At 38.1% G+C, this 26821-nt stretch carries 21 protein-coding genes and 1 pseudogene; 10 read left to right on the forward strand and 12 right to left on the reverse strand.

Going from position 1 to position 26821, the window contains the following annotated elements; all coding sequences use genetic code 11:
* Positions 1-48 precede the first annotated feature (48 nt).
* From BP861_RS02520 to BP861_RS02540, 5 genes are all read right to left on the reverse strand, one after another.
* Entirely contained in the window at positions 49-1914 is a 1866-nt protein-coding gene (locus BP861_RS02520) for a PAS domain S-box protein (protein ID WP_292372266.1), read from the reverse strand.
* A gap of 32 nt (positions 1915-1946) precedes the next feature.
* Positions 1947-2393, reverse strand: a complete 447-nt coding sequence (locus BP861_RS02525; RefSeq protein WP_292372268.1) for a response regulator — start codon at positions 2391-2393, stop codon at positions 1947-1949.
* A gap of 99 nt (positions 2394-2492) precedes the next feature.
* Positions 2493-5780 carry a PAS domain S-box protein gene (locus BP861_RS02530; RefSeq protein WP_292372270.1) on the reverse strand — a complete coding sequence of 1096 codons (3288 nt, stop codon included), beginning with the start codon at positions 5778-5780 and terminating at the stop codon, positions 2493-2495.
* Between the two features lie 865 nt (positions 5781-6645).
* The gene (locus BP861_RS02535) at positions 6646-7881 is read right to left on the reverse strand and encodes an adenosylhomocysteinase (RefSeq protein WP_292372272.1); all 1236 of its coding nucleotides are present in this window, start codon (positions 7879-7881) and stop codon (positions 6646-6648) included.
* Between the two features lie 235 nt (positions 7882-8116).
* Positions 8117-9415, reverse strand: coding sequence for an amidohydrolase family protein (locus BP861_RS02540; RefSeq protein WP_292372273.1), 1299 nt, complete (start codon positions 9413-9415; stop codon positions 8117-8119).
* Between the two features lie 268 nt (positions 9416-9683).
* On the opposite strand from BP861_RS02540, the gene BP861_RS02545 reads away from it, so the two are divergent.
* The 3 genes from BP861_RS02545 to BP861_RS02555 are packed head-to-tail and all read left to right on the forward strand — an operon-like array spanning position 9684 to position 10143.
* Positions 9684-9902 carry a type II toxin-antitoxin system HicB family antitoxin gene (locus BP861_RS02545; RefSeq protein WP_292372275.1) on the forward strand — a complete coding sequence of 73 codons (219 nt, stop codon included), beginning with the start codon at positions 9684-9686 and terminating at the stop codon, positions 9900-9902.
* A complete protein-coding gene (locus tag BP861_RS02550) occupies positions 9902-10027 on the forward strand; it encodes a hypothetical protein (RefSeq protein WP_292372277.1) in 126 nt (41 codons plus the stop codon). Before BP861_RS02545 ends, BP861_RS02550 begins: the two co-directional genes overlap by 1 nt.
* Before the next feature lie 5 nt (positions 10028-10032).
* Positions 10033-10143, forward strand: a complete 111-nt coding sequence (locus BP861_RS02555) for a hypothetical protein (protein WP_292372302.1) — start codon at positions 10033-10035, stop codon at positions 10141-10143.
* Positions 10144-10516: 373 nt separating this feature from the next.
* On the opposite strand, the gene BP861_RS02560 is transcribed toward BP861_RS02555, so the two are convergent.
* Entirely contained in the window at positions 10517-11137 is a 621-nt protein-coding gene (locus tag BP861_RS02560; protein ID WP_292372278.1) for a hypothetical protein, read from the reverse strand.
* A gap of 391 nt (positions 11138-11528) precedes the next feature.
* Between BP861_RS02560 and BP861_RS02565 the strand changes: the two genes are divergently transcribed.
* A complete protein-coding gene (locus BP861_RS02565) occupies positions 11529-13622 on the forward strand; it encodes an ATP-dependent nuclease (protein WP_292372304.1) in 2094 nt (697 codons plus the stop codon).
* An 894-nt stretch (positions 13623-14516) separates the two neighbouring features.
* On the opposite strand, the gene BP861_RS02570 is transcribed toward BP861_RS02565, so the two are convergent.
* The 4 genes from BP861_RS02570 to coaBC all read right to left on the reverse strand — a co-directional run bounded on the left by BP861_RS02570 (position 14517) and on the right by coaBC (position 18506).
* Positions 14517-15170, reverse strand: a complete 654-nt coding sequence (locus tag BP861_RS02570; RefSeq protein ID WP_292372280.1) for an HD domain-containing protein — start codon at positions 15168-15170, stop codon at positions 14517-14519.
* A gap of 2 nt (positions 15171-15172) precedes the next feature.
* A complete protein-coding gene (locus tag BP861_RS02575) occupies positions 15173-15934 on the reverse strand; it encodes a 4-phosphopantoate--beta-alanine ligase (RefSeq protein ID WP_292372282.1) in 762 nt (253 codons plus the stop codon).
* A gap of 273 nt (positions 15935-16207) precedes the next feature.
* Positions 16208-17110, reverse strand: a complete 903-nt coding sequence (locus BP861_RS02580) for a pantoate kinase (RefSeq protein ID WP_292372283.1) — start codon at positions 17108-17110, stop codon at positions 16208-16210.
* Positions 17111-17246: 136 nt separating this feature from the next.
* A complete protein-coding gene (gene coaBC / locus BP861_RS02585) occupies positions 17247-18506 on the reverse strand; it encodes a bifunctional phosphopantothenoylcysteine decarboxylase/phosphopantothenate--cysteine ligase CoaBC (RefSeq protein ID WP_394339157.1) in 1260 nt (419 codons plus the stop codon).
* Between the two features lie 332 nt (positions 18507-18838).
* Here coaBC and BP861_RS02590 point away from each other — a divergent pair, with 332 nt between their 5' ends.
* From BP861_RS02590 to BP861_RS02605, 4 genes and pseudogenes are all read left to right on the forward strand, one after another.
* Positions 18839-19894, forward strand: coding sequence for a Vms1/Ankzf1 family peptidyl-tRNA hydrolase (locus BP861_RS02590; RefSeq protein ID WP_292372287.1), 1056 nt, complete (start codon positions 18839-18841; stop codon positions 19892-19894).
* A gap of 1154 nt (positions 19895-21048) precedes the next feature.
* Positions 21049-21708, forward strand: a pseudogene (locus BP861_RS02595) (YoaK family protein).
* A 133-nt stretch (positions 21709-21841) separates the two neighbouring features.
* Positions 21842-22636 carry a 23S rRNA (uridine(2552)-2'-O)-methyltransferase gene (locus BP861_RS02600; protein ID WP_292372288.1) on the forward strand — a complete coding sequence of 265 codons (795 nt, stop codon included), beginning with the start codon at positions 21842-21844 and terminating at the stop codon, positions 22634-22636.
* A 260-nt stretch (positions 22637-22896) separates the two neighbouring features.
* The gene (locus BP861_RS02605; RefSeq protein WP_292372290.1) at positions 22897-23544 is read left to right on the forward strand and encodes a histidinol phosphate phosphatase domain-containing protein; all 648 of its coding nucleotides are present in this window, start codon (positions 22897-22899) and stop codon (positions 23542-23544) included.
* Here BP861_RS02605 and BP861_RS02610 read toward each other — a convergent pair.
* Positions 23515-23736, reverse strand: a complete 222-nt coding sequence (locus BP861_RS02610; RefSeq protein WP_292372292.1) for a hypothetical protein — start codon at positions 23734-23736, stop codon at positions 23515-23517. The genes BP861_RS02605 and BP861_RS02610 overlap by 30 nt on opposite strands.
* Before the next feature lie 488 nt (positions 23737-24224).
* On the opposite strand from BP861_RS02610, the gene BP861_RS02615 reads away from it, so the two are divergent.
* A complete protein-coding gene (locus tag BP861_RS02615) occupies positions 24225-24545 on the forward strand; it encodes a PKD domain-containing protein (protein WP_292372294.1) in 321 nt (106 codons plus the stop codon).
* A 105-nt stretch (positions 24546-24650) separates the two neighbouring features.
* Here BP861_RS02615 and BP861_RS02620 read toward each other — a convergent pair whose 3' ends face one another.
* Positions 24651-25787 (reverse strand): PGF-CTERM sorting domain-containing protein, encoded by a 1137-nt coding sequence (locus BP861_RS02620; RefSeq protein ID WP_292372296.1) that lies wholly within the window; start codon positions 25785-25787, stop codon positions 24651-24653.
* A gap of 479 nt (positions 25788-26266) precedes the next feature.
* On the opposite strand from BP861_RS02620, the gene BP861_RS02625 reads away from it, so the two are divergent.
* On the forward strand, positions 26267-26821 hold a 555-nt coding region (locus BP861_RS02625; RefSeq protein ID WP_292372298.1), incomplete at its 3' end, for a YncE family protein.

Raw genomic sequence — 26821 nt, forward strand, 5'->3', positions numbered from 1 at the left:
TGATATAAATATGTAAAGATGTACATCCTGAAAATTTTACTAATTCTCCTATACTGTAAGTTTTATAACAAATTCAGTTCCAGAATCCCTGTTTAATTCAAGTTCACCATCTAATTGATCTACCAGGATGGTTACCAGCTGTATTCCAAGCGTATCGGAGTCTTCTATATTAATGCTTTTAGGTATGCCTACTCCGTTATCCGAAACGGTCAGGGTATAACCGGTAGTTTTACTCTTCCCATTGCTGTCTTCAATTGCACCGTTTTCAAAATTTCCTTTTTCGTTCCTGGAGAGTTTTATCTGGATTTCTCCGGTTCTACCTCCCGGAAATGCATGTTTAAGAGAATTTGAGACAAGTTCGTTAACAATCATCCCTAATGGAACTGCGGTGTCCATATCAAAAAAGGTGTTTTCCTCTATTTCCAGAACCTTTTGGGCTCCTGAAGCTCCAATGTTGTAACACTTGAAAAGGTCCTCAGTCAACTTCTGCAAGTACGTTGCAAAGTTAAGTGTACTTACTTCTCGGGACCCATACAGTTCTTCATGGATCAAGGCCATAGAAATAACCCTGTTCTGACTATCCCTGAAAGCTGAAAGGACTTTTGAAGTATCGTATACATCATTGCCAGCAAATTTTTCAGCCTGGAGATCAAGCAGAGATGAGATCACTTGCAGGTTATTCTTAATTCTATGATGAATTTCCTTTTTACGGGCTTCTTCAATCTTTTTCAGGGTATTTTCTGCCTTTTTCCTTTCTGTGATATCCTTCATTATCCCAAGGACTTTATTTGTGAGATAATTTCCTTTTTGAAGGTAGACTCCATGATCTTCTATATGGATATAACTTCCATCTTTCCTTCTCAAACGATATTCCAAATGGAAGTTTCTTTTATTTTTTCTTTTATTTTCAGTTTTTTTTATGCTTTTACCGCAGTCTATTATTTTTTGATTCCAGACATTTTTCTGGTCGTCAGGATGAACATTGTTTATCCAGAGCTTAACTCCGGTGCTCAGTAATTCTTCCTGAGTATATCCTGTAACCTTTTCTATGGCACCTGCCCAGTAAATTTTATCTTCTTCAATGTCATACTCGTATACGAGCTGGCCGGTCTGTTCTGTTATGATCCGATATCTTTCCTCACTTTTCTGAAGCTTTTCTTCGGCTTTTTTACTTTCAGTTATATCTCTGACAATAACTGAGATAGCTATAAGCTCTCCAGATATCTCTAAAACCGGAGAAAGAGTCATTGAGACATCAATAATCTTACCGTCTTTTCTTAACCGTGAAGTCTCATACTGGTGAATCTTTTCTCCCTGTCTTACCATTTCAGTTAGTTTTAGTGTTTCGTTTTCCAAGCCGCATGGTATTAGGAGTGTTGCAGGCTTTCCCAATATTTCTTCAGCTGAATATCCGTATATTTGTTCTGCTCCCTGGTTCCAGCTGGTAATGAAACCGTCAAGAGACCGGGTTATAATAGCATCATTTGATGATTCCACTATATTTGCTAAGTTCTGAACTCTTTCCTCTGCTTTTTTACGCTCAATGGAATACTGGATAGAACGTTTCAATAACCTACTGTCTACCTGCCCTTTGACCAGGTAGTCCTGAGCACCTTTCTTTACAGCATCAATTCCTATTTTTTCATCACTTATCCCAGTAAAAATTACAATGGGAATTCTTGAATTCCTTGCATGAATTTCAAGAAAAGTATCAATGCCATCACTATCTGGCAATCCCAGGTCAGATAATATTATGTCAAACAAGTTCTCTTTAAGAAAACTCAAGCCTTCTTTCAAGGTTTCAGCATTTTTAAGTTCATATCGAAAGTCGGCGGATTCTTCGAGCATCTCTTCAATTAAACCTGCATCCCCGGGATTGTCCTCGAAAAGTAAGATTTTTACTTTTTCTTCCATAGCCAAACCGTCCTATCCGGGTTAACTTGACTTTACTTCGATGGCAATTTTACAATCTCAAGCCAGAAATTTTCTATAGATTTAACTACTTTTAGAAACTGGTCAAAGTCAACAGGTTTAGTAATGTATGCGTTGGCATGAAGATTATAAGATCTCAGTATGTCCTCTTCAGCTTTGGAAGTGGTTAAAACCACAATAGGTATATTTTTTAGTTCATCGTCGCCTTTAACTTCCTCAAGAACTTCACGCCCGTCTTTTTTTGGTAAATTTAAATCCAGTAGTATTATATCCGGGCGTGGGGAGCCTGAAAACTGTCCTTCGCCACGTAGAAAAGCGATTGCTTCTTCTCCATCCTCTACAATATGAAGAACGTTCCCGATTTTTGCGTCTTCGAAACCTTCTTCTATTAGTCCAATATCGCCTTTACTATCTTCTACTACAAGAATCTCTACCGGTTTAAACGCTATCCGAGTTTTCATACCTATTTCCTTCCTAAATGATGAAGCTAAGCAAGAACCTTGAACTTTTCTGAAATTGATTATCGAATTTAAACCCAAATTTCAAAGAGGTCAAATTTTTTACGATATTTCTTTATCATAAAATTTTATAGGAATTATTGGTAGAGTGAAGTAAAAGATCGAACCTTTACCTGATTCAGATTCTACCCAAATATGTCCTCCATGTCTTTCTACGATTTTTTTACAAATTGAAAGCCCTATACCTGTTCCAGGGTACTCTTCTCTTTTATGAAGCCTTTTAAAGACTTCAAAGATCTTATCATAGAATCTGGAATCAATTCCAATTCCGTTATCCTGTACTGAAAATAGCCATTGTTCGGCCTTTTCCTCTGCAGAAATCTCGATTTTCGGGGCTTTTTCACTGCGGAATTTTATAGCATTACTGATAAGATTTTGGAATACCTGAGCTAACTGGATAGAATCTGCCATTACTACAGGTAAAGAACTATAGGATATACTGGTTTCACTTTCTTTTATGGATACATCTAAATCAAATACTACCTGATCCAAAATAGATTTGCAGTCTGTGGGCTCGAATTCTCTGGCTTTTGTAGTCACTCGAGAATATTCTAGAAGATCATTTATTAGATTTTGCATACGGGTAGCCCCGTCTACCGCAAAATAGATGTATTTATCAGCTTTATCGTCAAGCTTTCCCTGATATTTTCTTTGCAGAAGCTGTAAGTAACTTGCTATCATTCTTAAGGGCTCTTGCAAGTCATGGGATGATACATAGGCAAATTGCTCTAATTCTGCATTTGAGCGAGCAAGTTCCTCTAATTTTAGTTTTAACAGTTCTTCTGCTTTTTTTCTCTCAGTAATATCTCGCGCTGCAGCAAAAACCCCAATAACCTTACCGGTTTCGTCTTTATAAATCGAAGCATTATACAAAACAGGAGTTACTTGACCATTCTTGTGCTGGATTTCAAGAGGATAATCCCAGACTTCACCTTCTATAAACGCCTGTCGATATCCTTCACTGGCTTTTTCAGAGTCTGTAAAATAATCCGAAAAATCAGTTCCTATCAATTCATTTCTGGAATATCCTGTAACTAGTTCTGTAGCCTTATTTAAATCGGTTATCTTTCCGTCAGGCCCTATAGTAAGCAGGGGGTCGAGACTGGCTTCAATAAGGCTACGGTTATAAATGTTTGATAACCTCAGAGCCTCTTCTGCCTTTTTCTGTTCACTGATATCACGTGCAGCTGCAAAAATTCCAATAACTTCTCCAGCTTCATCTCTGTAAACCGATGAATTATACAAAACCGGGGTTATGTGTCCGTTTTTATGCTGAATTTCCAATGGGTAATCTCGCACCAGCCCTTCCCGGAATACATGCTGATATCCTTCTCTGGCTTTCTCAGGCGCGGTGAAATAATCTGAAAAATCAGTCCCAATTAACTCCTCACGAGAATAACCCGTAGCAAATTCTGTTGAATTATTCACATCAGTAATTTTACCATCCGGACCGATAGTTACAAAGGGATCTATACTGGCTTCAATAAGACTGCGATTATATGCGTTAGCCAGTTTTAATGCCTTTTCTGCCCTTTTCTGTTCGGTAATATCCTGAACTGTTCCTCGCATCCAAACAGGAATTCCTTTATCATTAAAAATAGCTTCAGCCTGTTCATGTACTATACGTTCTTCTCCATTGGCTGATATAATCCTGTGATCAATACTGTAGGTCTTTCCGTTTAAAGCCTCTTTAACTGCATTATTTACGTAATCTCTATCTTCTGGATGTATATACTCCATAAATGCATCGTAAGTTACCCCAAATTCTTGGGGAATGCATCCAAAAATGCGATAAATTTCGTCAGACCAGTAAAGTTCATTATTTATAATATTCCATTCCCAGTTTCCAAGATGCGCCATTCTTTGAGCTTCAGCAAGGCCTTTTTCGTTTTCTTTCAGTGATTCATAAGCCTTCTCAAGCTGCATTGTACGTTCTTCAACTAACTCTTCCAGGTTATCAAGTGTTTCATTCAGTTTTGCTTCTGCTATTTTTATGTCTGAAATATCACGGGAAATTGAAAGAATGGAAGCAATTTTCCTGCCAATAAACTCAGGTACTATTTTTGTGTTAAAATAGTATTCTTTCCCTTGAGGCGATATGTAATGGAATTCCATTGTCATAGGTTTTCCTGTGGCGAAAACTTGCTGATGGTGTTCTTCCCAGAACTTTACATGCTCAGGATCTCTTCCCAATTCAGTTTTAGTTTTCCCGATAATTTCTTCCTGAGGAAAACCATAAATTTCGGTAGCGGTAGGATTAATGTACATATAGCGGTTTTGTGTATCAAAACGAGCAATTATGTCAGGAGAATTTTCAGCTAATGCACGGAATTCATTTTCGCTTCTAAGTAATGCTTCTTCAGCCTGTTTGCGTTCGTTGATGTCACGTGCTACATGAACGCTACCGATTATTTTTCCTTCAGAGTCATAGAGTGGCGAGACACTCACTATGAAGTAACCACCTAGGCATTCCTCGCAAATCTCCGCAGTGTGTTCAAGCCCATCCTCAAGCATCCTCCTATGCGGACAAAAAGAAGGAGGCCTATCCGTCCCATGTACAGCCTGGTAGCAGGTTAAGCCTGTACATTTTTCGGGTTTCAATCCAAATCGTGCCGCCATTGCCTTGTTTGCACGAACAATTTTATATTCATTGTCAAGTATGGCTATCAGGTCTGGCACAGCATCAAAGGTGTATCCCCAATGCTGCTCTATTCCAAGAGCTTTTTTTCCTTCTTTTTTGCGCCTGGAACTCTCGATCTGCTCCCATTTTTCTTCCTTCTTAACCAGAGCAAACTGATGGTTGCTGACAACGTCAATTATGTTAGTTGCGCTGCATTTCTCAAGGAAATAAGTGCATAGAGCCATCATCTGGTAGTTACCAATAGTAGTATCTATTAGTTCTTCATATTCGATGAAATCATTCCAGCCTTCTTTTTCCAGCCAAAAGGTGTTTCCGCTCAATCTCAGGCCATCGTAGCCTTTAGCTAGAGCCTGATCGAGTTTTTCAATCCACCCATTAAGTATTCTTTGCGGATCGAAAGTCCCATCTACTACATACCAGCAGTCATAGGGAATAATTTCGATTTGCCCTCTCTCCAAGTAAATATCAATCTCGGAATAAGCCTTTCTCAGGGCTTCTTTTGCCTCTTCCTCATCGAGAGGCTGTGATGTAATCCACATACAAAATTCATTATTTTCCAGTCCTGCTTTGAAGTAGGGGATAAGTATGTCAATTAAATCTTCTTTTGTCTGGTAGAATTGACAGAAGTGAGTTCCCCAGGGCGCATCTTCAATAATATCAATGCCAGATTTTCTCAAACTTTTTTGCATTCCAACCCTTTTCCGAATTTCAAAGGTAATTTAAAAGTTTGTTTTTAATCAATACAATAATTGGTCACCCGTGAGTGATTTGTTACTTATAAGATCAGGCAATTTTCTAGACAATTTTCTAAAATTTTGTCATATAAACCAATTTATTCATTATCCCTTTGCCAGGACTTTCAAAATACGGAACCTGATATCGAAATATTTGATGTAAGCTTTTGATATAATTGTTTGATTTAATTTTTGATGTAATCGTTTGATGTTTAATGCCCAACTTTTAACCCACTCCTTGTCAAAGTTTTTAGCCTTTGAATGTTTTCTTGTACATCAGGTATCCATTATTTTCTAACCTATTTCTCTAACCTCTGTTAATCAATACTTCATGTTCTAGGTCTAAAGAGTAATTTACGTATTTGCTGCTATCGATTTCACCTAAATTTCCGCTACTGAAATCGAATTCCACCATTTTTGTAAAAAGTAAAAATATGTTCTTTTTTCAAATGTATTTCTAAAATAAATTATACATTTGTTATGTTCTTTGCAAATTATTGGTTATAAAACTGCCTATGATAAATATCAAAATATTTAACTCTCGACAAAAATTCTTAAAAAAGAAATTCAATAGTACTATATAAGTTAATAAATATTCAATAAGTTGAACAATGTTTATGAAGTAAAGTAATTTAGGAGATAAAATTTTATTTAGAGACCATGTTAAGTGGTTATAAAAATATGATAAAGATTCTGAGATGCGGTAAATATTATTGCCTTGTGAAAATGGAATGCAATCAAAAATTAAAGCAGTAAGATTACTGCACTTTAAATCGTCAGAATCTCTTGACTGCGGAAAGTACTCTTTTTGTTTTCTTAATTACGTCCCGCACTCCCAGCCGCTCATGTAGCATTCCTGTGCCGGTGTGAGTTCATCTATACTTATGCCCATTGATTCAAGTTTCATTTTTGCCACAAAAGTATCAAGTTCAAGAGGTACTTTATGAACTCCGTTCGTAAGCTTGTTTTCGGCAATATAACGCACACAGAGGGCCTGGTTTGCAAAACTCATGTCCATAACTTCGGCAGGATGCCCGTCGCCGGCAGCAAGGTTAACCAGCCTGCCTTCAGCTATAACATTGATGCGCCTGTCGCCGAGATCGTATTCTTTTATGTTATGTCTTACGATTCGGACGGATTTAGCAAGGGAGGCAAGGGCTTCCATATCGATTTCCACGTTGAAGTGCCCGGAGTTTGCAAGGATTGCTCCGTCCGGCATGGTCTGGAAATGTTCGGCTGTGAGGATATCGCGGTTTCCGGTAGTGGTCACAAAGATTTCCCCTAATTTTGCAGCGTCTGACATTTTCATTACCCTGTACCCGTCCATCCTGGCTTCAAGGGCCCTTATAGGATCGACTTCGGTAACGATTACATTTGCTCCAAGGCCTGAAGCTCGCATCGCAACACCGCGCCCGCACCAGCCGTAGCCTGCAACAACAACGTTTTTGCCTGCTACTAAAAGGTTTGTGGTTCTGTTAATTCCATCCCAAGCTGACTGGCCTGTTCCATAGCGGTTATCAAAAAGAAATTTGGTCATGGCATCGTTTACCGCAATAACTGGCATTTTCAGGGCGCCTTCCTTTTCCATTGCATGAAGCCTGTGCACACCGGTAGTTGTTTCCTCGCAGCCGCCCAATATGTTCGGAAGTAGGTCGGTCCTTTCCTTATGCAGTTTAAATATAAGGTCTGCTCCGTCGTCTATGGTGATATCGGGTTTGATGTCCAGGACCCGGTCGATTGCTTCGTAATATTCCTGGCTCTCGACTCCGTATCTTGCAAAACAGCTTATATTCTTGCGGGTACCGAGGGCAAGGGCCACATCATCCTGCGTGCTGAGAGGATTGCAGCCGGTGATCGATACCTCTGCACCTCCTGCTGCTAGGGTCTCTACAAGGACTGCAGTTTTTGCTTCCACATGCAGGGCCATTCCTACCTTCAGCCCTTTCAGGGGTTTTTCTTCCTCAAACTTCTCCCTGACAATAGCAAGTACAGGCATATGGTTTCTTGCCCAGTCCATTTTCATGTTTCCGGATTCTATGAGTTCTTTTTCGGTCATGTTGATCCCGTAGTATCAGATAAGCAATTGAATTCAATTTATATTAAATCAAACATATTCGATTTCTTTAAAAATCAAACAGAAGTGTTTACATTTAATTCATTGAGGTTACACACCGGAACATTATTTCAATTTATTTATCCATTTCCGATATTTAATTACAGCATTATATCTGGGTGTTATATCAAAATATTTCAATGTAGTCCGGTATCAAGATCATATTTCATTAGAGGGTTCAGGCGTTTACCCTTGCAACAAGTTCTTCTGCAGCTTTTTGAGCTTCTTCCATTACTTTCTGCTCGTCCAGGGCCAGTACCCTGTAATCGTCCATCAGGATTTTTCCGTTTACAATTGTTGTCCTGACATCGCTTCCTTTTGCAGAGTATACCAGATGGGAAGGAACATCAAAGCAGGGGGTAAGATGCGGTTTTTTCATGTCCACTACTATCAAGTCCGCTTTCATTCCGGGTTTCAACATGCCGGTTTCCGTGCCCAGGGCTTTTGCACCATTCACTGTTCCCATTTGAAGTACTTGTCTCGCAGGAAGAGCAATAGGGTTGAAAGTATTGACTTTGTGCAGAAGAGCAGCCGTTTTCATCTCCTCAAAAAGGTCAAGATTATTGTTTGAGGCACAGCCGTCAGTGCCAAGGCTCACATTCACTCCTTTTTCGAGCATTGTGTGTACAGGTGCAATCCCTGAAGCCAGTTTCATATTGCTTATGGCATTGTGGGAAACATTCACACCTCTTTTCCCAAGAATTTCTATATCGCCTTCCGAAAGCCAGACACAGTGAGCGGCGAGCACATCAGGCCCGAAAAATCCTATATCTTCCAGGAGATGTACCGAACATTTACCGTACCTTTCTTTCATAGCTAGGAGTTCGGCTTCCGTTTCAAGGACATGAATGTGGATTCCGGCGCCATCCCTGTTAGCCTCTTCCCTCACCTTTGCAAGGAATTCCTCAGAACAGGTATTCGGGGCATGGGGCCCATACATTGTTTTTATTCTGCCATCAGCTGCTCCCTGCCAGGCTCGAACAAAGCGTTTACCTTCCTTAAGGTCGGTTTCTCCTTTTTCTTCGTTCCAGAGTTCTATGAGCCCATGACAAAGTGAAGCCCGAAGTCCTGATGCCTCAACAGCTTTTGCGGTTTCGTCCATATAGAAGTACATGTCTGCAAAAGAAGTGGTTCCTGACCTGATCATCTCCAGGCAGGCAAGCAGGCTACCTTTATAGACGTCTTCTGCAGTCAGTTTTGCCTCAGCAGGCCAGATATGCCCTTCAAGCCAATCTGCAAGCTGTAAATCGTCGGCATAACCCCTAAAAAGCGTCATTGCGGCGTGAGTGTGCGTATTTACAAGCCCTGGCATTACTACCGAATGTTTTGCATCAATTACGGTCTCGGCGCTTTCGTCGGTCTTTTCCCCGATTTCCGTAATCTTCCCGTCTTCAATAACAACAGTCCCGTTTTTGAGGTCTCCCACTTCAGGGTCCATTGTTAAAACGTAAGCATTTTTTATAATTATGTCAGCCATATAATCAGATCCGTCAAGTAATGAACTGAAGCTGTTCAACTATTCTGAATTTAAGAATCCGGTCCAAATTTAAGAAATGCTGGACTTAATAGGTAACTGAAATTAAAAGGTATTGGGATTAAGAGGTTATCCTAAAAAAAGTTGTCCTGAAAATTATGCTAAATTTTAAAGGTTGACAAATTGAGTATATTTATGTGTAGAGCGTTTTTCCACAGCTATATGTAAAATCATGCGAATATGTTGTATTATAAAAGGAGAACACCATAAAATGAGAGAGTTTACTGTTGTCATCGAAAAGGATGAGGATGGAATTTACATAGCTTCTGTTCCGGAACTCCCTGGATGCCATACCCAGGCTGAAACTCTTGATGAGTTAAGCAGAAGGATAAAAGAGGCAATTGAACTCTACATTGAAGTTGAAGCCGAGAAAGGAAGAGAAAAGCATCTTGATTTCATTGGAATACAACAAGTTAAAGTTGAGGTCTAATGAATAAAATATTACCTATTCCGGTAAAAAAAGCTGTGAAAGCACTTGAAAATATAGGGTTCGAGCAGATAAGGCAAAAGGGCAGTAACTTATTTTACGACATCCAGATGGAAGAACAACAATAGTCCCGATACATCCTACTGAAAAGATAGGAAGAGGAATGATTAACAAAATAATAAAAGACGCAAAAATCACGCGGGAAGAATGGATTGAGTTAATAAAAAGCCTTATTCTTTTCTGATGAAGCCTGATGATATTTAGGCAAGTGCTATTGATAAAATAAAACAAAGTTACTGGAAACTCAGTTACGGATGAATCGTGTCCTGCGTTGGTGCTTTCAGTTTAACCTCTGTGTTTCTTAAGCTTTTTTGCCTTTGATGTATGTATTCATCGAAGGAAACAAGCAAATTCCTATATTATTTGGAATGATTAAGGAAACAAACACATAGGCGATTGTGGAAAAATCAGCCTGAAATTAGCAATTTTCATTATAACAATCAGTCAATAAAACGAAAATAACATTTTTTGTATTACGATTATTAGTAAAGTTATGTTAGTTCTGCGTACTAGAGGTATTTTTTAATTTTTCAGAAATCTTTTATCGTCTTCTCTTTTCATTTATTTGAAGTAGTGTCATCTAAAACTTGATAAATTAAAGTGTTCATAACTTGTTTTACAGCTTCCTCGTCATCGATGTCTTTTATTTCCGAAAGAAGCATGTCACCCATAACTCTATGAATATATGTATCTGTTACTCCTTTAGCTTTCCCCCATTTTCTCAAAACTGAATCTAATTCCTTATCCATCTCTTGAAAATACGTACTCAATTGACTTAGTTCAGCAATCATTTCTTCTTGCCCTAGCGTATGGCTCATCTTTATGGCACGATTCCAAAAATAATGGTGTGCTACAAAGTTTCTCTTCTTCAGAGCATCGGCAAGCTTCTTTTCAAAATCATCTGGCAGATCAACAGACTTTTTGATTTGCGTTATCATTTGACCCAACGATTTAGTAAAATTTTTTTCAAGGATGGTATCGTATTCCTCTTTGGTAATTTTATCCGCATTTGGATTGTATACAGTAGCTCCTAACATGGCTAAAGTTCTTTCTAAACACTGGATGTAATACATTGTAACTCCAAAGAAGGCGTAAATCTGCCTACAACGGTATGATTCAGGATCAAGTGTAACATTGTCGTCATAATGAGCATCATTATCCATGGCATCTACCAACATCTCAATTAAAACAGCTAACTCAAAATCTTTTTTATCTTAGGTTCTGTAAAGTCTTCGTCGGTTATTTAAGAATACTCTTTTTGTGAAGTCTACAACTAATATTATTTTTTTACCTAATATTAACTGACGAAGACTTTACAGTGCCAAGATCAAGAATACATAAATATTTTTACAGTTTAAATTAACAGGAGATATAATTAATCATATTATAAACTTGCCGAAAAATACCAGCCAATCTTATTATTATTTTAGAATTATTTCTTAAAATATTATATTTTACTTTTTATTTTCAATTAGGATAAACTAGATTCAACCTTTTTTTATACTAAAATTAAGAAAATTTAAAATCAATTTAAAATTAAGAGGGGAAAATTTATTGTATATATCAAGATTGGTCATTAGAAATTTTAGAAGCATTAAATATATTGATATAAAATTTCAAAATGGTATGAACTTAATAGTAGGAAAAAATAATGCAGGTAAAAGTAATATTTTGAATGCATTAAATATGCTTTTTGGAGACAAATTTCCTACATACTTAACTTTTGAAGACAAGGATTTCCACAAATATAAAAATAATTTAAATGAAATAGATGATGGATACTTTTGGATACTTGCAGAGTTATCTGGTTCTATATCTAGTCATATAAATGAAATTAAAGGAATAAACATGGGAAAACTACTTTGTTTTCCATTTTTAGAAGGAGAAACACAATTTGATATTCACGATGCTCTTAAAATCGACATCGATAAAGAATTAGAAAAGTCAACCTATTTTGATATTTGGGCTAATAACAGTAAGAGAATTTACGTTAGACCGGATGGTAAACACAACGCTGACTTAAATAAATATTTAAAAGAGCTTAAAAATGCTTGGATTCTTTTATACGTTAAAAAAGATGATAAAGGTGAAATATGTCAACCAGATTTTTCACTTATTTTACAAACCCATACAAATTCATATCGCTGTTGGGGTCTAAGTACAGAGTTCAGAGATTCTCTCATCAACAGTGCAGTTATCCCATCTTTTAGAGATCCAGAGAAACAATTGAAAATCAATAACTGGACATGGTATGGGAAACTTATAAAAAAAACGTATGATGAGAACAAAGACAAAGCAATACTTAATGCAGATAGTGATAAAGATCCAAAGACATATTCAGAAACAATGAATACTTTATTTAAACGGATTAATGAAACCGGCAATATGTTATTCGATGATATTATTCAGGATATAAAACAAAACATGGATTTATCTTTTCAAGGTTGCGATTTTTCACTTCAATTTGTTATGGATACCAAAGATGATATATATAAAGCAATTAATATTTTTGTAGATGATGGATACAAATCATTATTATCTAATAAAGGATCAGGTATACAAAGTGCATTTATAATTAGCTTATTTTGTTATTATTGTTCCAAGTTTCATAAAAATAGTTCATTACTAGTAGTAGAAGAGCCTGAATTGTATTTACATCCTCAGGGACGAAGATCCATCCTTCAAGTATTTGAGGATTTTGTTAGTTTACAAAATATTGAAAACCAGGTAATAATTACTACTCATTCATCCGATTTTATTAAGCCAGATTATGTTAATAGAATAACTGTAGTAAGAAAAGAAGAAGGGGAAACTAAAAAGTACAAAGTTGATATTCCTGATGCAGATGATTTCAAGAAAAAGCAAATATTTAACTGGAAACAAAACAATGAGCTCTTTTTCTCTGAGAAAATATTAATTGTAGAGGGAGCAGAGGAAAGAATCATACCTTTACTTGCAGACAAAATAACAAACATAAAAGCATATTTGGATAAAAATAACATTTCTGTAATAAGAGCAAATGGTAAAGGTAATATTGCGAAGTATATCCAAATTGCTGAGAATCTTAATATTGAATGGTTTGCTCTAGCTGATTTGGATTTCTTATTCCACGGTTTAGAAAACTTAAAAAATATCGTTGAGTATGATGAAGCAAAATTATCTGAAATTCGATCCAAAATTAGCAAATTAACAGAACACGAGGATGACAAGTGGAAAAACAATAAGAAGTTGGAACCTAGGTTATTAAAACCTAAGGAATCACTTGATGCAAAGGCTTTTTGTAAAATAATGGAAAAATGGGAATATGGTGAAAAAGTTGAGGAAGAACTCCTCAATCTTTGGAAACACATAAAACCAAATCTGGAAAGCAAGGCAAGTGAAACGTTGTTAGATAATCATCCAGATGTTTACAAATTAATCAAGGAATTCATAATCAATTTGAAAAAGAACGATATTTATATTTTGCAAAAAGGTGAGCTTGAAGATTATTTAACTGAAGAAGGCGTAAAACTTTCGGATTCAAAAGAAATAAGAGTATTCGAAATTGTTTCAAAGGTTGAAGACGAAAAGGAAGATCTCAGCACTTATCTTCAATATTCTGAATTTGAAGAGTTTGTAAGGGCAGCTCTAAAATATCCAAGAGTTGGAGTTTTGCCAAAATAGAGGTTCTACCTATATTTTTATGAAAAAGTACATTCATAATTTACAATGCACAGGTTTTATTGTAAAAACAGTGTATTCCCCTAAAAATCTGCTTTTACAGGACGCTTTGATTTACGAACTTTTTGACCTATAATGTTCGTATTTTAAAAGAAAAATCACTTCTTTTTCTCTCAATTTTTGGGATATTCTATATCAAATACGAACATTTTAATATTTTGTTCCTATTTCTCAGTTCAGGTACATAAACCTGGGAAAAGTATCAATATTTCTCTAAGCGACTTACTGTTTTCTGACTTTACACAGATAATCCTTTTTTAATTGCGACTGTCCAAGCGATCCAGATCAAATTGCCCATGAATCAGGCAAAAACTAGCGCAGTAATCAAATATAAAAATTATTAACATAAAAAATAACAAATATAAATAAGTATATATACTATGATACAATAGATCAGTTACTAAAGCTAAGTCATATGACACTAGCTTTAAAAATGAATGTCCAACTCAAAAGATTGAGTAAAACTTTTATAGTACTAAAAAACGAGATATGGAGTACTTTACTCAATGGGCTTAAAAAACGGATTGTGTTAGTGCACAAAGAGGGGGGAATTACTCCCTCCTCAATACCTACTTATAAAAATCAGTTTTACATATTACGAAATACTATATATGAATTTCGTTTTTATTCAATTGTTGCGTTCATCAGAAAAGAATAAGGTTTTTTATTAATTCAATTCATTCTTCCCGCGAATTTTTTGTGTCTTTTAAAAATCAATTTGTGTAGACAGATTTTGAAGCAGTAAATTACCTTCTGTTTTATATATCTAATGAATATCAAAAATAATAAAAAGTCTCTAAAAATTACAATAGATAACAATACTTTTTGGATAGACTCTTAGAGCCCTCTTTCGTCAATTCCTGTCTCAAGGTTCAGGGCTTCGAGGTAAAGGCGCATGATTTTCAGCCTTTTTTCGGCAATCTCTTTCGCGGTATTGGTATTCAACTTCTCAGGAATTGTGAAAGGTTTATACTGCATATATTCATTAAAACCTTCAATAGGGTCTTCAATATACACGGTTCTTTTTGAGCTTCCCTTATCCATACCTGTTGTATGCTTTAGCATCCTAAGAGCTCCCATAGAAAGAACAGCCCTAAAGATCCCTACTGCTCCAAGGGCATCAAGCCTGTCGGCATCCTGCAAAATTCTGGCTTCTAGATTTTCCGGGCTTTTCCCTGCGCTGAAACGATGTGTCCGGATGCAGTTTGTAACAGCTTCAATAACTTCTTTTCCAAGCCCTGCTTTCGAGAGAAATTCAGATGCGATGTCGGCACTATATACGGCATGGTCGCCACCTTCTTCATGTTCCTTAATTACACCGACATCATGGAGGAGAGCTGCAAGCTGGAGTACAAGAGGATCTCCTCCTTCTTTTTCCCTGATTTCCAGACAGAGGGATTCTACCCGGTTTATGTGGGTCATATCATGGGAACTGGGCTCTCCTTCAAGAAAAGAGGCTACAAATTCTCTCGTTTTTTCTATTAGGTCCATATTCAGTATTCCACTTCTGCAGCCATGGCTTTAAGGTGTTCCTGGATTTCAGAAATAGCCTCAGAGAGAGCTTTTTTATTATCATAAGTAGTGATTAATTTCACAAGTTCTTCTTTTCTCTCTTTTTTTAGTTCCACCCCGAGCTTGATCATGTTTTGGAGTGCTCTGGTAAGATTGTCTACTATTGAGATTGTAGCCATCCTTGAAGTCCGTGAAAGAGGGTTCAGGTCGATGGTTATAACAGTCTTTCCCATTTCTACAAGTTTTTCACATCGGTCGCCGTCTTCCAGCGGGACAAGCACAACGTCCGCAGAATAGATCCCTCGGCTCTCTACCAGTCGTCTGTCGTGAGAGAGTTCAAGGATTGCATCCGGATTTTTCCCAAGCACCTCGGAAGCCCCGTTGGCTTTGAGTTGTTCTATTATAAGGTGGACTCGTGTTTCAGTCCTGTGAAAAAGATTTACCTCAAGCTTTGCCCCTGTAACGTCTGCAAGGGCAACAACTTTCTCAGGAGCGAGAGCTGCGACATTGCCGTTTACGGAAATTACAGGGTTTTTCGCCAGAAGTAAGGCAGCAACTGCTGCTCTTTCAGCGTACAGGGCAGACTGTGTGCTTCGCTCACCTAGAATGTAATCAAAGCTTTCGCCTCTTCCCTGGGCAATTAGCCCCTGAATGCTCGTAATTCCCATTTTTACCCCAGCTGCAACCTTTTCTCGGGCTAGCAGGGATTCATACCTCGGGTGATCTTTGGGTATCTCGGTCATATCGGTCTCTTACCTTTTTTAATTTACTTTATTGTACCTTTTTTATTTGTTACCTGAATTCGTAAATGAGTTTCATCAGTTTCAATATTTGCCTGATTAGTTCAGAGCACTCAGAGAAAACACTTAGATGAATATTCTGAATTATATATTATCTATTTGATCTCAATTTTCTATTTCTACTCTCTTTAATCTATAGGGGGATTAGTTACGTAGCAATTTTCTGCAAATATTTTCCTTTCCTTAGCCTATTCAAAGTATTTTTTTGTCTTGGACTTATTCCTTCATTAGTTTTGGTACACAGGTACTTATGCCATACTCTAACACCTGCCCAAATTCCTGGAGAGCTTCGTAGAGAGCGAATTCTTGAGAGTTAGGGGCAATTGCAAAAACCGTATCTCCTAACATTGCCTGGGAAGCAAGTCCTCCGCATGCTTTTGCAGCCTCTATTACATCTTTTGCCCTACTACTCATAAGGCCGGTCTTACTAGCAAAATCTTTTGATTGTTGCATAAAGTTCTCAATAGTGGGTTTTTTAAGCAGTTCCGCCATAGCTGCTTTTCCCGCACTGTTAATTCTTGCGGATGCAGCTTCATTCCTTAGGACCGAACCGGTAGAGATCTCGCCAAGCACGATGCAAAAAACCCTGGCTTCAGGGGCCGGAATCCTGTCAACAAGCCCAAATTCGGGCCCACCTGGCTGCATTCTGACTACTACTCCACCGCTGGACTGGGCAGCAATATCTCCAAGTCCGCTGCAGTTGACAACTTCAGCTACATGGGCATATTCAGTCAGACATTTTACGGTCTGGTTCAGGGAAAGTGCACTGTTCAGGGCATAGGCTGTCCCGAGAGCTCCTGCACCTGAAGCTCCAAATCCGCATCCTGTTGGGATTTCTGCCCAGCTCTTTATTCTTACAGGCAATTCAGTCATCATCTCTGTGACTGTTCGAGTAGTTCTGCCTTCAACCTTTTTTCCATTAAGGAAGATCTCGGTTTCTTCTACAGATTTTCCGACCTTTACTTCGGTGGTGACGCCTCCATTCAGGACGATTCCGCAGCCTGTAGAACCCTTACGATGAGGATTTTCATGCTCGTGAATCTGGAAAAAACCTGTAATATGTCCCGGAGCATAGGCTTTTGCCAGAAAATCCTCTCCTTCACTCTCATATGTATACATAGAAAACGCCTTTTTACAATTTCAATCATTTTTTCAAAGTTCGTTCCTGTTTTGTAGAATACTTTGCAGAATGATTTTGGATTTTATGAAATACTCTAGAATATTTTGCAGGAAATTTTTTCTTTTAACAGATTTTTTACTTTAACAGATCAGCTATCTCTGCAAGGATAAAGGCTGCAAGTTTGCGTTTATTCCCTCTTGCATGCCTGGGTTCATTTTTTTCTCGCCCAAGCAAGTACAATTCATTCTCCTCAGTGCCCATTCCGCCTTTTGCGACGTCGTTTGCTGCAATCAGATCCAGCTTTGACGCTTTAAGGGTTGAGGCTGCTCTTTTTAGGAGCTCGTCTTTTTTAACCCCGGTTTCAGCCTTGAAACCTATAATTACAAGGTCAGGGTATTTTTCACGGCATTCTTTTATCAGTTTACGGGTCGGTTTCAATTTTAATACAAGTTCCCCTCCCGACTTTATCTTTTCGGGAGAAGGGTCGGCTGTATAATCTGCAATTGCTGCCGAACTGATAAGGATATCGTACCCTTTCTCAAGTTCCGAGAGTACTGCATCGGTCATGTCGTCGGCGCTCTCTGCAAAAATTTCTTTAATCCCTGCAAATCCAAGCCGATCTTGATGGACCAGCGTTACATCAGCCCCATTGCGGTACGCTTCAAGGGCAAGTTCCCTGCCGGTTTTGCCTGAAGCCCGGTTCGTAAGAATTCTTATTGGGTCCAGACTTTCTGCAGTGGAGCCACTTGTAATAATTATCTTTCGGTTTTCAAGGGTTTTGCTTCCGAGAGTTCTTTCTACTTCGAGCACGATTTCTTCGTTTGCTGCAATTTTCGCGATGCCTTCTTCAAGTCTGGGGCCCACAATAGAGATTCCCCAGCTTTTCAATTTTACCAGATTCTCAGCTACAGCCGGGTGCCTGAACATTGATTCATGCATGGCAGGAACAACCATTACAGGCACGCCTGAGCCAAGAGCAGTCGTTACAAACGAGGTGACTGGGGTATCGTCTATACCGTAAGCGATTTTTCCTATAGTGTTTGCAGTTGCAGGAGCTATAAGGAGAAGGTCGGCCCTGCCCTTGAGCCCGCAGAACTCCACATGTTCAACCCTGCCTCCAAGTTCGGTTATTGCAGGGTTTCCGGTAGCGTAATGCAAGGCATCCGGGTGCAGGATATGCGTGGCAGCTTCTGTCATGACAGCGTGGACTTCAGCCCCGTTTCTTATCAGTTCTCTTGCAAGCTCAACGGTCTTTACCGCCCCAATGCTCCCAGTAACGCCAAGAACTATGGTTTTCCCGGCAAGAGAAGCGCTTTTTTGTCCCTGGATCCAGAGTGTGGGATGGAATTTTCCAGCTCTGTATCCGGCAGTCTTTTGCCTGTCCTCTTTATCCATTTCATCTACTCGACCCGGTTCTTCTTGACCGGGATTTTCCTGGTTCGGGCTCTTTTGGCCTGTTTGGTTTTGAAAGTCTTTCAATGAGGTTTTCATTCAGGCACCGGAGTGATTTATAGGTTATAAATTGGAAGTAGGTTATAAATTGAAGGTTATAAGCTAGGCAATAATTTCTTAAATCAACTTGCTTTTCAGAAAATGCTCCTGAAAGCAAAGTGACATTCAATACGATATTATTAAAACTTTCGAAATAATAAGGATTAAAATTGACAAAGAAATTTTATAGAAAGCTTTTATTTTATTAACTCGGTATCTAAGTCAAAAATAACAGAGTGCGAGGGAGACAAATCAGCGACAAAAAAACAAAAAAAGAAGCCACTGAAGTTCCAAAAAAGGGTCTGGGAGCATTTCTAGGGAAGATTTCCGGAAAAGGGCAACTCGAACTTGAAATCGACCGGCTCAACTCGCAGATTGTTAAACTGGAACTCGACCTGCAGAGTGCAAAAACCCAGCTTGAAAAGAAAGAGGCTCTTGCAAGGCAGGCAGTTGCGGACAGGCAGGAAGCTGAGGCTCTTTTAAATCAGGAACGTACTCGAACCCGGACTCTTGCCTACGAGCTCGAAACAATCAGGGCTGAATCCCAGGATAAACTGAAGTTTTGCGGAATTGAAACCCTGAGTCCGCAAGCTGTTGAGGCTTACCTCTCCAAACTCAAATCCTTTCAGACTCCTGCAGGTGGCCTGCTGACCGCTTATATGCCTCCAGGCACCCGTCTCTCAGGTGTGCTAAGTGAAAAAGTTCTTGATCGAGTAGAAGAAGAAACCCGTACGCTTCTTGACAGGCTTGATTCTGATACCGGCCTTGTACTTTTTTATGATTTTCACCGCATGGTCTGCGAGGCTATAGCTCCTCCTTTTCCGATCACTTCTGCAGCCTGGCAGCTTGGGCACAGTTTTGAGGTATCTTTGCTTGAAGAAAGTTTGAGTAAGGACTACCACATGCTCGTGCTTGTCCTGCATGCAGGCGAATCCTTCATAGGCTTTGCTCCCAATGCGCAAGTTTTCGATACTGAAGAGCTTATCCGCAGCAGTGTGAAGGAAAAGCACAGTAAAGGAGGCTTTAGCCAGCGCCGCTTTGAACGCCTGAGGGAAGAGGATATTGCACACCACATGGACAAAGTCCTCGAGGCCCTGGATAGGGTTCTTGACGAAAACAAGTTTATTGACTGTGTTATCCTGAGCGGGGATTTTCAGCTAATTGGAGAAATCCGAAAGCGCCTTCCTTTCAATCTTGAGATAATTGAAAAGCCGTCTGACATCAGGGTCGAAAAAGCAGGCGGTGAAGATATCCTCAGGACTGTTTTAAGCTCCAGAAGATATCTGCTGTGAAACTGAGAGCATTTGCTGCAAATTGCCAGGAAAAACATATTTTAAAGCCTCGAAAAAGGTAGAAGTGAGACAAATTTATATCAAATCCTGAGCATGACTAGTGAAACAATTTCTGAATATCAGTTTCTAGATATCAGTCTCTGAATATCAGTTTCTAATATCAGTCTCTGAATATCAGTTTCTAATATCAGTTTCTAAATATCCGTCTATGAATATTAATCAGGATTGTATCATGTTTAACTTAATACATTCTCATTTTTTTCATTTTACCTGCAAAAAACTACAATCTATCGCAAAAAATATCATTTATTACAATATTGCCAGGAAAGAACTTTCATCTTTGAAAAACTGTTTTTAATAAATTAATTTTATAGGATTGAGAATTCTCTATATGAAACTATCCCGAAATTAATATTATGGTGTAATTATATCTATTGTGGTGAGTTATATTTAGTATTATGTCATTTTATAAAATTTATTTTAAAATAATCTTTTAAAATAAATTTGTTTTAGAAACAAATTATTCCCTATATATCTATTGTCTTTATATAAGATATAAATATATTGTATAGATCCGTATTCTATTTACGTAATCCTGATATTCATCAGGAAACCTTTAGTGAAATTTAGATAAAACTTATGATTTTGATAAGTTTGAAGAAAAGTGACAGCTGACAGAATGTATGATACTAATGATACAGAAACGAACATGAAAATCTTCGAATTACAGGCACAAAAATATGAAAGTACTTTCAAGTACTTTCATGCCGAATATAGTCGAATAAGAGAAATAAAGTCCAACATTCAATAAAGAGAAGGTATCGAAAGAAAAAAGAAGAGGAGAAGATCAATAAAATAGATTGAAATGAGTTAAAAACGAAAAGTGCAATAGAGAGATTCTTTAGCTGGATAGAGTTTTGTAAATGAGCTTTTCAAGGTACGAATTCAAAATGCATCATACCCTGAAGTTGTAGTGTTAGTAGAAATAATGAGGTTGAATCAAATTCTGGATGAGTTTTATAATATAAAACAATTTATATAATTAGGAGAAAGGTTAGTTACTATTAAATAAGGTTATTTGAATTCAAATGGTAAAGATGCAAATATTAAAAAATGAAAGAAAAATACGTTTATGTAATTTCACTTCTGAATCTGTGGAACTTGGGATACTTCTTGCGATTGTAGGGGGATTTCTTGATGCTTACACGTTTGTTGGAAGAGGTGGGGTTTTCGCTAATGCCCAGACAGGAAATGTTGTGCTTATAGGCATGGAGGTTGCAACAGGAGAATGGGGGCAAGTGGTGCTTCACGCGATACCTATTCTGGCATTTATGATCGGGGTAGTGGTTGCCGAGATGATTAAAAAACCTTCAATGCGCCTGTTTATACCGGATTCCGAAAGAGCTGTTTTAATTCTTGAAATTGCAGTTCTTTTTATCATAGGTTTTATACCTTACACAAGTCCAGATATCATTGTAACCGTTGCGATTTCTTTTGTCTCTTCGGTTCAGGTATCTTCATTTCGCAAACTTGTTGGTTACACGTATAACACAACAATGATTACGGGAAATTTACGTTCAGCTACATAGGAAGCTTATTTTGCTTTCACAAACAAAGACAATGAATCGGCTCGGCGAGCTATTCGATACTCTACAATTAACCTCTCGTTCTTAGCAGGAGCCATTTTGGGAGGGCTGCTTACGTCATTTATTGGAGTTAAAGCAGTATGGGTAGCTGTGATAATACTGATATGCTCTGTAATTTTGTTCAGTACAGACGATTGTAAGAGTAAGAATACTCATATTGAAGTATAAGATTCAGTGGACTATTAACAGTAGGTAAATGAATCAGTGACAATAAATCAGGAGATTTGACAAAGATCCGTCAATTTGTGACAAAACGGATTTTGCGTAACCTATATCAGCTTTCAGTGCAGGGAAAGTAACAATGGCAAGAGACAGAAGAGATTATTATTATCATCAGGCAAAAGAGGAAGGGTACCGATCCAGGGCTTCCTTCAAGCTCAAGCAGATTAACGAAAAACATCATGTTATCAAACGGGGAGACTCGGTTGTCGATTTGGGTGCAGCCCCAGGCGGCTGGCTCCAGGTTGCAAAAGAACTGTCCGGGGGGAAAGTCCTTGGCGTCGATTTGCAGAGAATCGAGCCTATAGAGGGTGTCGAGACCATTCAGGGTGATATCAACGCCGAATCTACAATAAAAAAGATTATTCATAGCGTAGGGACAAAAGGAACTGATGTTGTGCTCTGTGACGCAGCCCCGAACCTGTCAGGAAACTGGTCTTATGACCATGCAAGGTCAATTGAACTTGCGACTTCGGCCCTGGAATGTGCAAAAAAAATCCTCAAGCCCAAAGGGAATTTCGTTGTGAAGGTCTTCCAAGGAGACATGTTTAATGATTACATGCAGAAAGTAAGGGATAACTTTGTCCGGACAATGGCTTATTCCCCTAAAGCATCGAGATCCCAGAGTGCCGAGATCTACGTTATCGGAAAGAAGTTCCTGACAGCTCCGCTCCGCAAAGGAGACAAATTCGTTGTGGATATCGAGAAACTGGGCTCAAGCGGAGACGGCGCAGTGCTCATTGAAGGGTTTGTTGTTTTCGTAAAGGAAGTTGAAGTAGGGGAAAAAGTCAGGATTAAAATAACGGATGTCAAGCCAAATTTCGCTTTTGCCGATGTCGCAGAAAGGCTTGGAAAAACCGAGAACCCTGAGCAATGAAACCTGAGTAATTTTAGAGTTCTGCTTAGTAAAGGGAAAAAAGGGAAAAAAGAAATTAAAAGAAAAAACGGTCTGAATACGGAAAACTAAGCAGTAACAGAAAAAATAAGCAGCAATAACAAAACAAAACTAAAAAATTAAACAGTAATAACTTCACAATAGTAGCCAAAACAAGCAGTAATAACTAAGCAGTAATAGCAAAAATAAGTATTAATATTAAACAATAAAAGATAAAATGGCTTCCAAACACGGTGATCCGGTTGATTGATCTTCACACTCACACGATTTTCAGCGATGGGGAACTTATCCCGAGCGAACTTGTCCGGCGGGCGGTTATTCACGGCTATAAGGCTATTGCACTTACCGACCATGCCGATTACACAAACCTTGAACAGCTTATAGAAGCTGGACAGAAGGCAAAATATCTGGAAGAAGAATGGGATATCCGCGTTCTAGCTGGAGTTGAGCTGACGCATGTGCCTCCTAGAAAGATCGCTCCCCTTGCAAAGAAAGCAAAAGAGCTGGGCGCAGAAATCGTGGTCGTACATGGGGAAACCACCGCCGAACCGGTTGCTCCCGGAACAAATGCAGCGTCTGTAGCCTGTGAATATGTGGATATTCTAGCTCACCCTGGCCTGATTTCCGAGGAAGATGTCGAGAAGGCTAAAGAGAACAATGTCTGCCTTGAGATTACCGCCAGAAACGGACACAACCGGACCAACGGTCATGTTGCAAGGCTTGCTGTTGAGATAGGAGCAACGCTTCTGGTAAATACCGACACACATGATCCTGAAGACCTTATTACCGATGAAACTGCCATGAAAATTGCAATGGGAGCCGGACTTACTGAAGCAAGGGCAAGAGAAACGTTAAAAGCATCAGTGAGAAAAATAGTAGAGAGCGCCTGAACTGCGGTTTTGTACCCAGTTCCTATTTCTTTCAACGCTTTTTCTTAATTTTATCATTTTTTGATTTATTCCTATTTCTTGACTCTCTATCACCCTTATCCTTTCAATAATTTGTATAACCAATTTTAAATAAACTTGATACCAGCCCACTGAAACAATTTCTAGTGCATCACTTCCAAATTCTGGGAACAAAGCTGGAATTTTAGAGTAATACTGGTAAATGGATATTTTATAGAAGAACCGTAGATGGATACGGATAAAACAGATACTAACGGGTTGAAAAACTATCTTTATATGTCTGTATCCATCTGTGTTTATCCATGGTTTATTGAGAATATAATAAATGGTGACTAGTTTTGAATAAAAATCGATATGTAAAAAAGATCAGAAGAAATTTTACACATTGAATAATATATTGAACAACTACTCTACTTATTGGACATCATCACAATTAATTAAAGAATAAATATAATTTTAGATGTATTTACGATATTTATTCGAATTTATATTATAATGTCAAAATCGAAGATTTACAGTTTACGTTAAATGTATATTAGTTTTGAGAGATCGAGAATAGATGGGGGAAGTCAAATGAAAAATAAGGGGAAGTTAATAAGGGGAAGTTATATTCAATAGCCTTAGCTTCAGCAATCTTAATTTTTGCATTTTAAGTTTTAATCTTGCCAGTCGTATCAGCTACTCAGGTGACAAAAATTAATAACACAATGCTGCCAGTTGCTGCATTTACTTCCAATGTAATTTCAGGAAATGCACCTTTAGTTGTGTTGTTTACTGACACCGTCACCGGTGGAGTACCGACTTCTTGGCTCTGGAATTTTGGAGACGGTGTTACTGAATCTTACGTAGTAGATAGTAACCCTTTAGCAACTCCGTATGCAACGCACACCTACGAAAAACCAGGGAAATACTCTGTGACCTTATATCTGGATAATCGCGGCGGGAAATTATTCCCCTCAAGTAAGTTTTGCTTATTAACGTGATTTTTTTCTCTCCCATCTGACTTTTCTTGCCATTTCAGCTGCTTCCTGACTTATAGTATTGAAAATGCAGTAATTTCTGCTTCCTTACTACAATTCGCTCTGTCTCTATCTTCTCCTAGAAAGGAATATTCCAAACAGACTGACGATACAACTAATTACTTCAAACCCAGGCATGCTTTTATTCTTATTCACCTGGGATTGTTGTTCAGTATCCGGTTCTGTATCCTCTCCCGGAATGGTGCACATGTAGATATCAACTGTTGAATTGTTACCAGGTGCTTTATTTTCACCACTCCATACTATTATGTTACCGTAAGTAGCAAGATTATAAATTATATATTCACTGGTGGAAATCTTAGTTCCAGTGGAAGCTGAGAGATCGTAAACGTAGATGTTATAGCACAGATTTTCACCGGGCTGCAGGTCTTCAATATGTGGCCGATCAAGCCACACTATTCTGCTCCCGTAGATGGCAAGAGAACCATAGCCACTGGAAGTACCGTTTGCTGTCTCATTGGTAGTGATCTTAGTTTCTTTTTTTGTAGAGAGATCAAACGTGTAAATGTCAGGCTTTCCATGACTCGCATTATAATATACTATCCTGTCACCATAGATGACAGGAAGCACTGCTGATCCACTTGTGTTGATTTGAGTTTCCTCTGAAGTGGATATATTGTACATTTTGATATCAGAGTGTTTGAGGAGTCGACTGTCCCACTCATGAAATACTATCCTGTCACTGTAAATGGCAGGAATTCCTGGATATCTATTGACGACTATAGGAGTTTCCTTTTTTGTAGAAAGATCGTACATGTAGATATCACCTCGGCCTCCGAGACTATTAATATACACTATTCTGCCCCCATAGATGTCAGGAAAGCCTGAGATTCCGTTGCTGGTTATCCGAGATTCTTCAGAAGTGGAGAGGTTGTACATGTAAATATCAGCCCTTCCATTACTCATATTTACAGCAGAGTATACTATCCTGTCACCATAGATTTTAGGAAAGCCTGTTAATCCGCTGGTGGGAATCATGGTTTCCATTTTTGTAGATAGATTATAAACATAGATCTCAGAGAGTTCGGTTTCATTACGCCAATTCATATACACTATCCTGTCTCCGTAGATATCAGGAAAGCCCGCTGACCCACTGGTGGTGATCTTAGTCTCGATGATCTCAGGCAAAGAGTTTTGTGCAGTAGCTGCTGATGACGTAGATGATACGAGAACAAAAAATAACATCAGAGCTATTGTAGCTAAAGCTACTGAATATATTTTTTTATTAGTCTTCATTTAGTTTTCGTCCTTTCCATCATTCAGAAAATCTTAATACTTAAAGATATAACCATAAGTTTAAATCATTTCCTTAAACATTCAAACTTATAATATTATTTATATATTTGATTATTTAAATAAAATGTTTATAAATAATTAGAAAAACATTAATTTAAATTAGAAAAACAATTCAAATTTAAAATGAATTTTTATAATTTATTAGATAATTTGTATTAAAATAGAAAAATGCGTTTTTTTATTAAAATAAATCCCATTAAACAGGAATAATATATAACAGTAAATTCAAAACTGTTTTACATTATAGAAGATTCCAATAAACTTTTGAATTCAATTAATTGTAAACACTTTTAGATTCATTATAATCAACCAGGTTGAGAAGTTTTACGGAGTACACTGATATCAGAATCGTTATGTTGAGGATTAAAATGAAAGAAAAGAAATGTGATAAAATACGCAGAAGACATGTTCTCATAAAAGCTTTAGGAATATTGTCGCTGGCGCTTTTAATGGTAAGTATCGCAGGTGCGGAGTCGTTTGTATATGTTACAAACGCTGACGGAAACAATGTCTCAGTGATTGACACTGCCACAAATAAGGTTATAGCAAAAGTGCAGGTGGGAAGTAATCCTCTAGGAATTGTAGCCACACCGGATGGAAAAAAAGTATATGTGGCGAACTTTGGGAGCCTGGATTTCCCCGGCAATACTGTGTCTGTAATTGATACAGCAACTAACACTGTCACAGATACGGTTACTGTAGGTTTCTTTCCTTATTATGGAGTCACAGTCAGCCCTGATGGAAAAAATATCTATGTGCCGAATATGGGTAGCGGCAATGTCTCTGTAATTGACACAGCAACAAATAAGGTTACAGCCACAGTGGATGTAGGATACCATCCTGTTGGAGTTGCAGTCAGCCCTGATGGAAAAAAAGTATATGTATCAAACTTAGACAGTGGCACTGTATCTGTAATTGACGCA

The organism is Methanosarcina sp. UBA411 (assembly GCF_002495725.1).
Lineage (GTDB): Archaea > Halobacteriota > Methanosarcinia > Methanosarcinales > Methanosarcinaceae > Methanosarcina.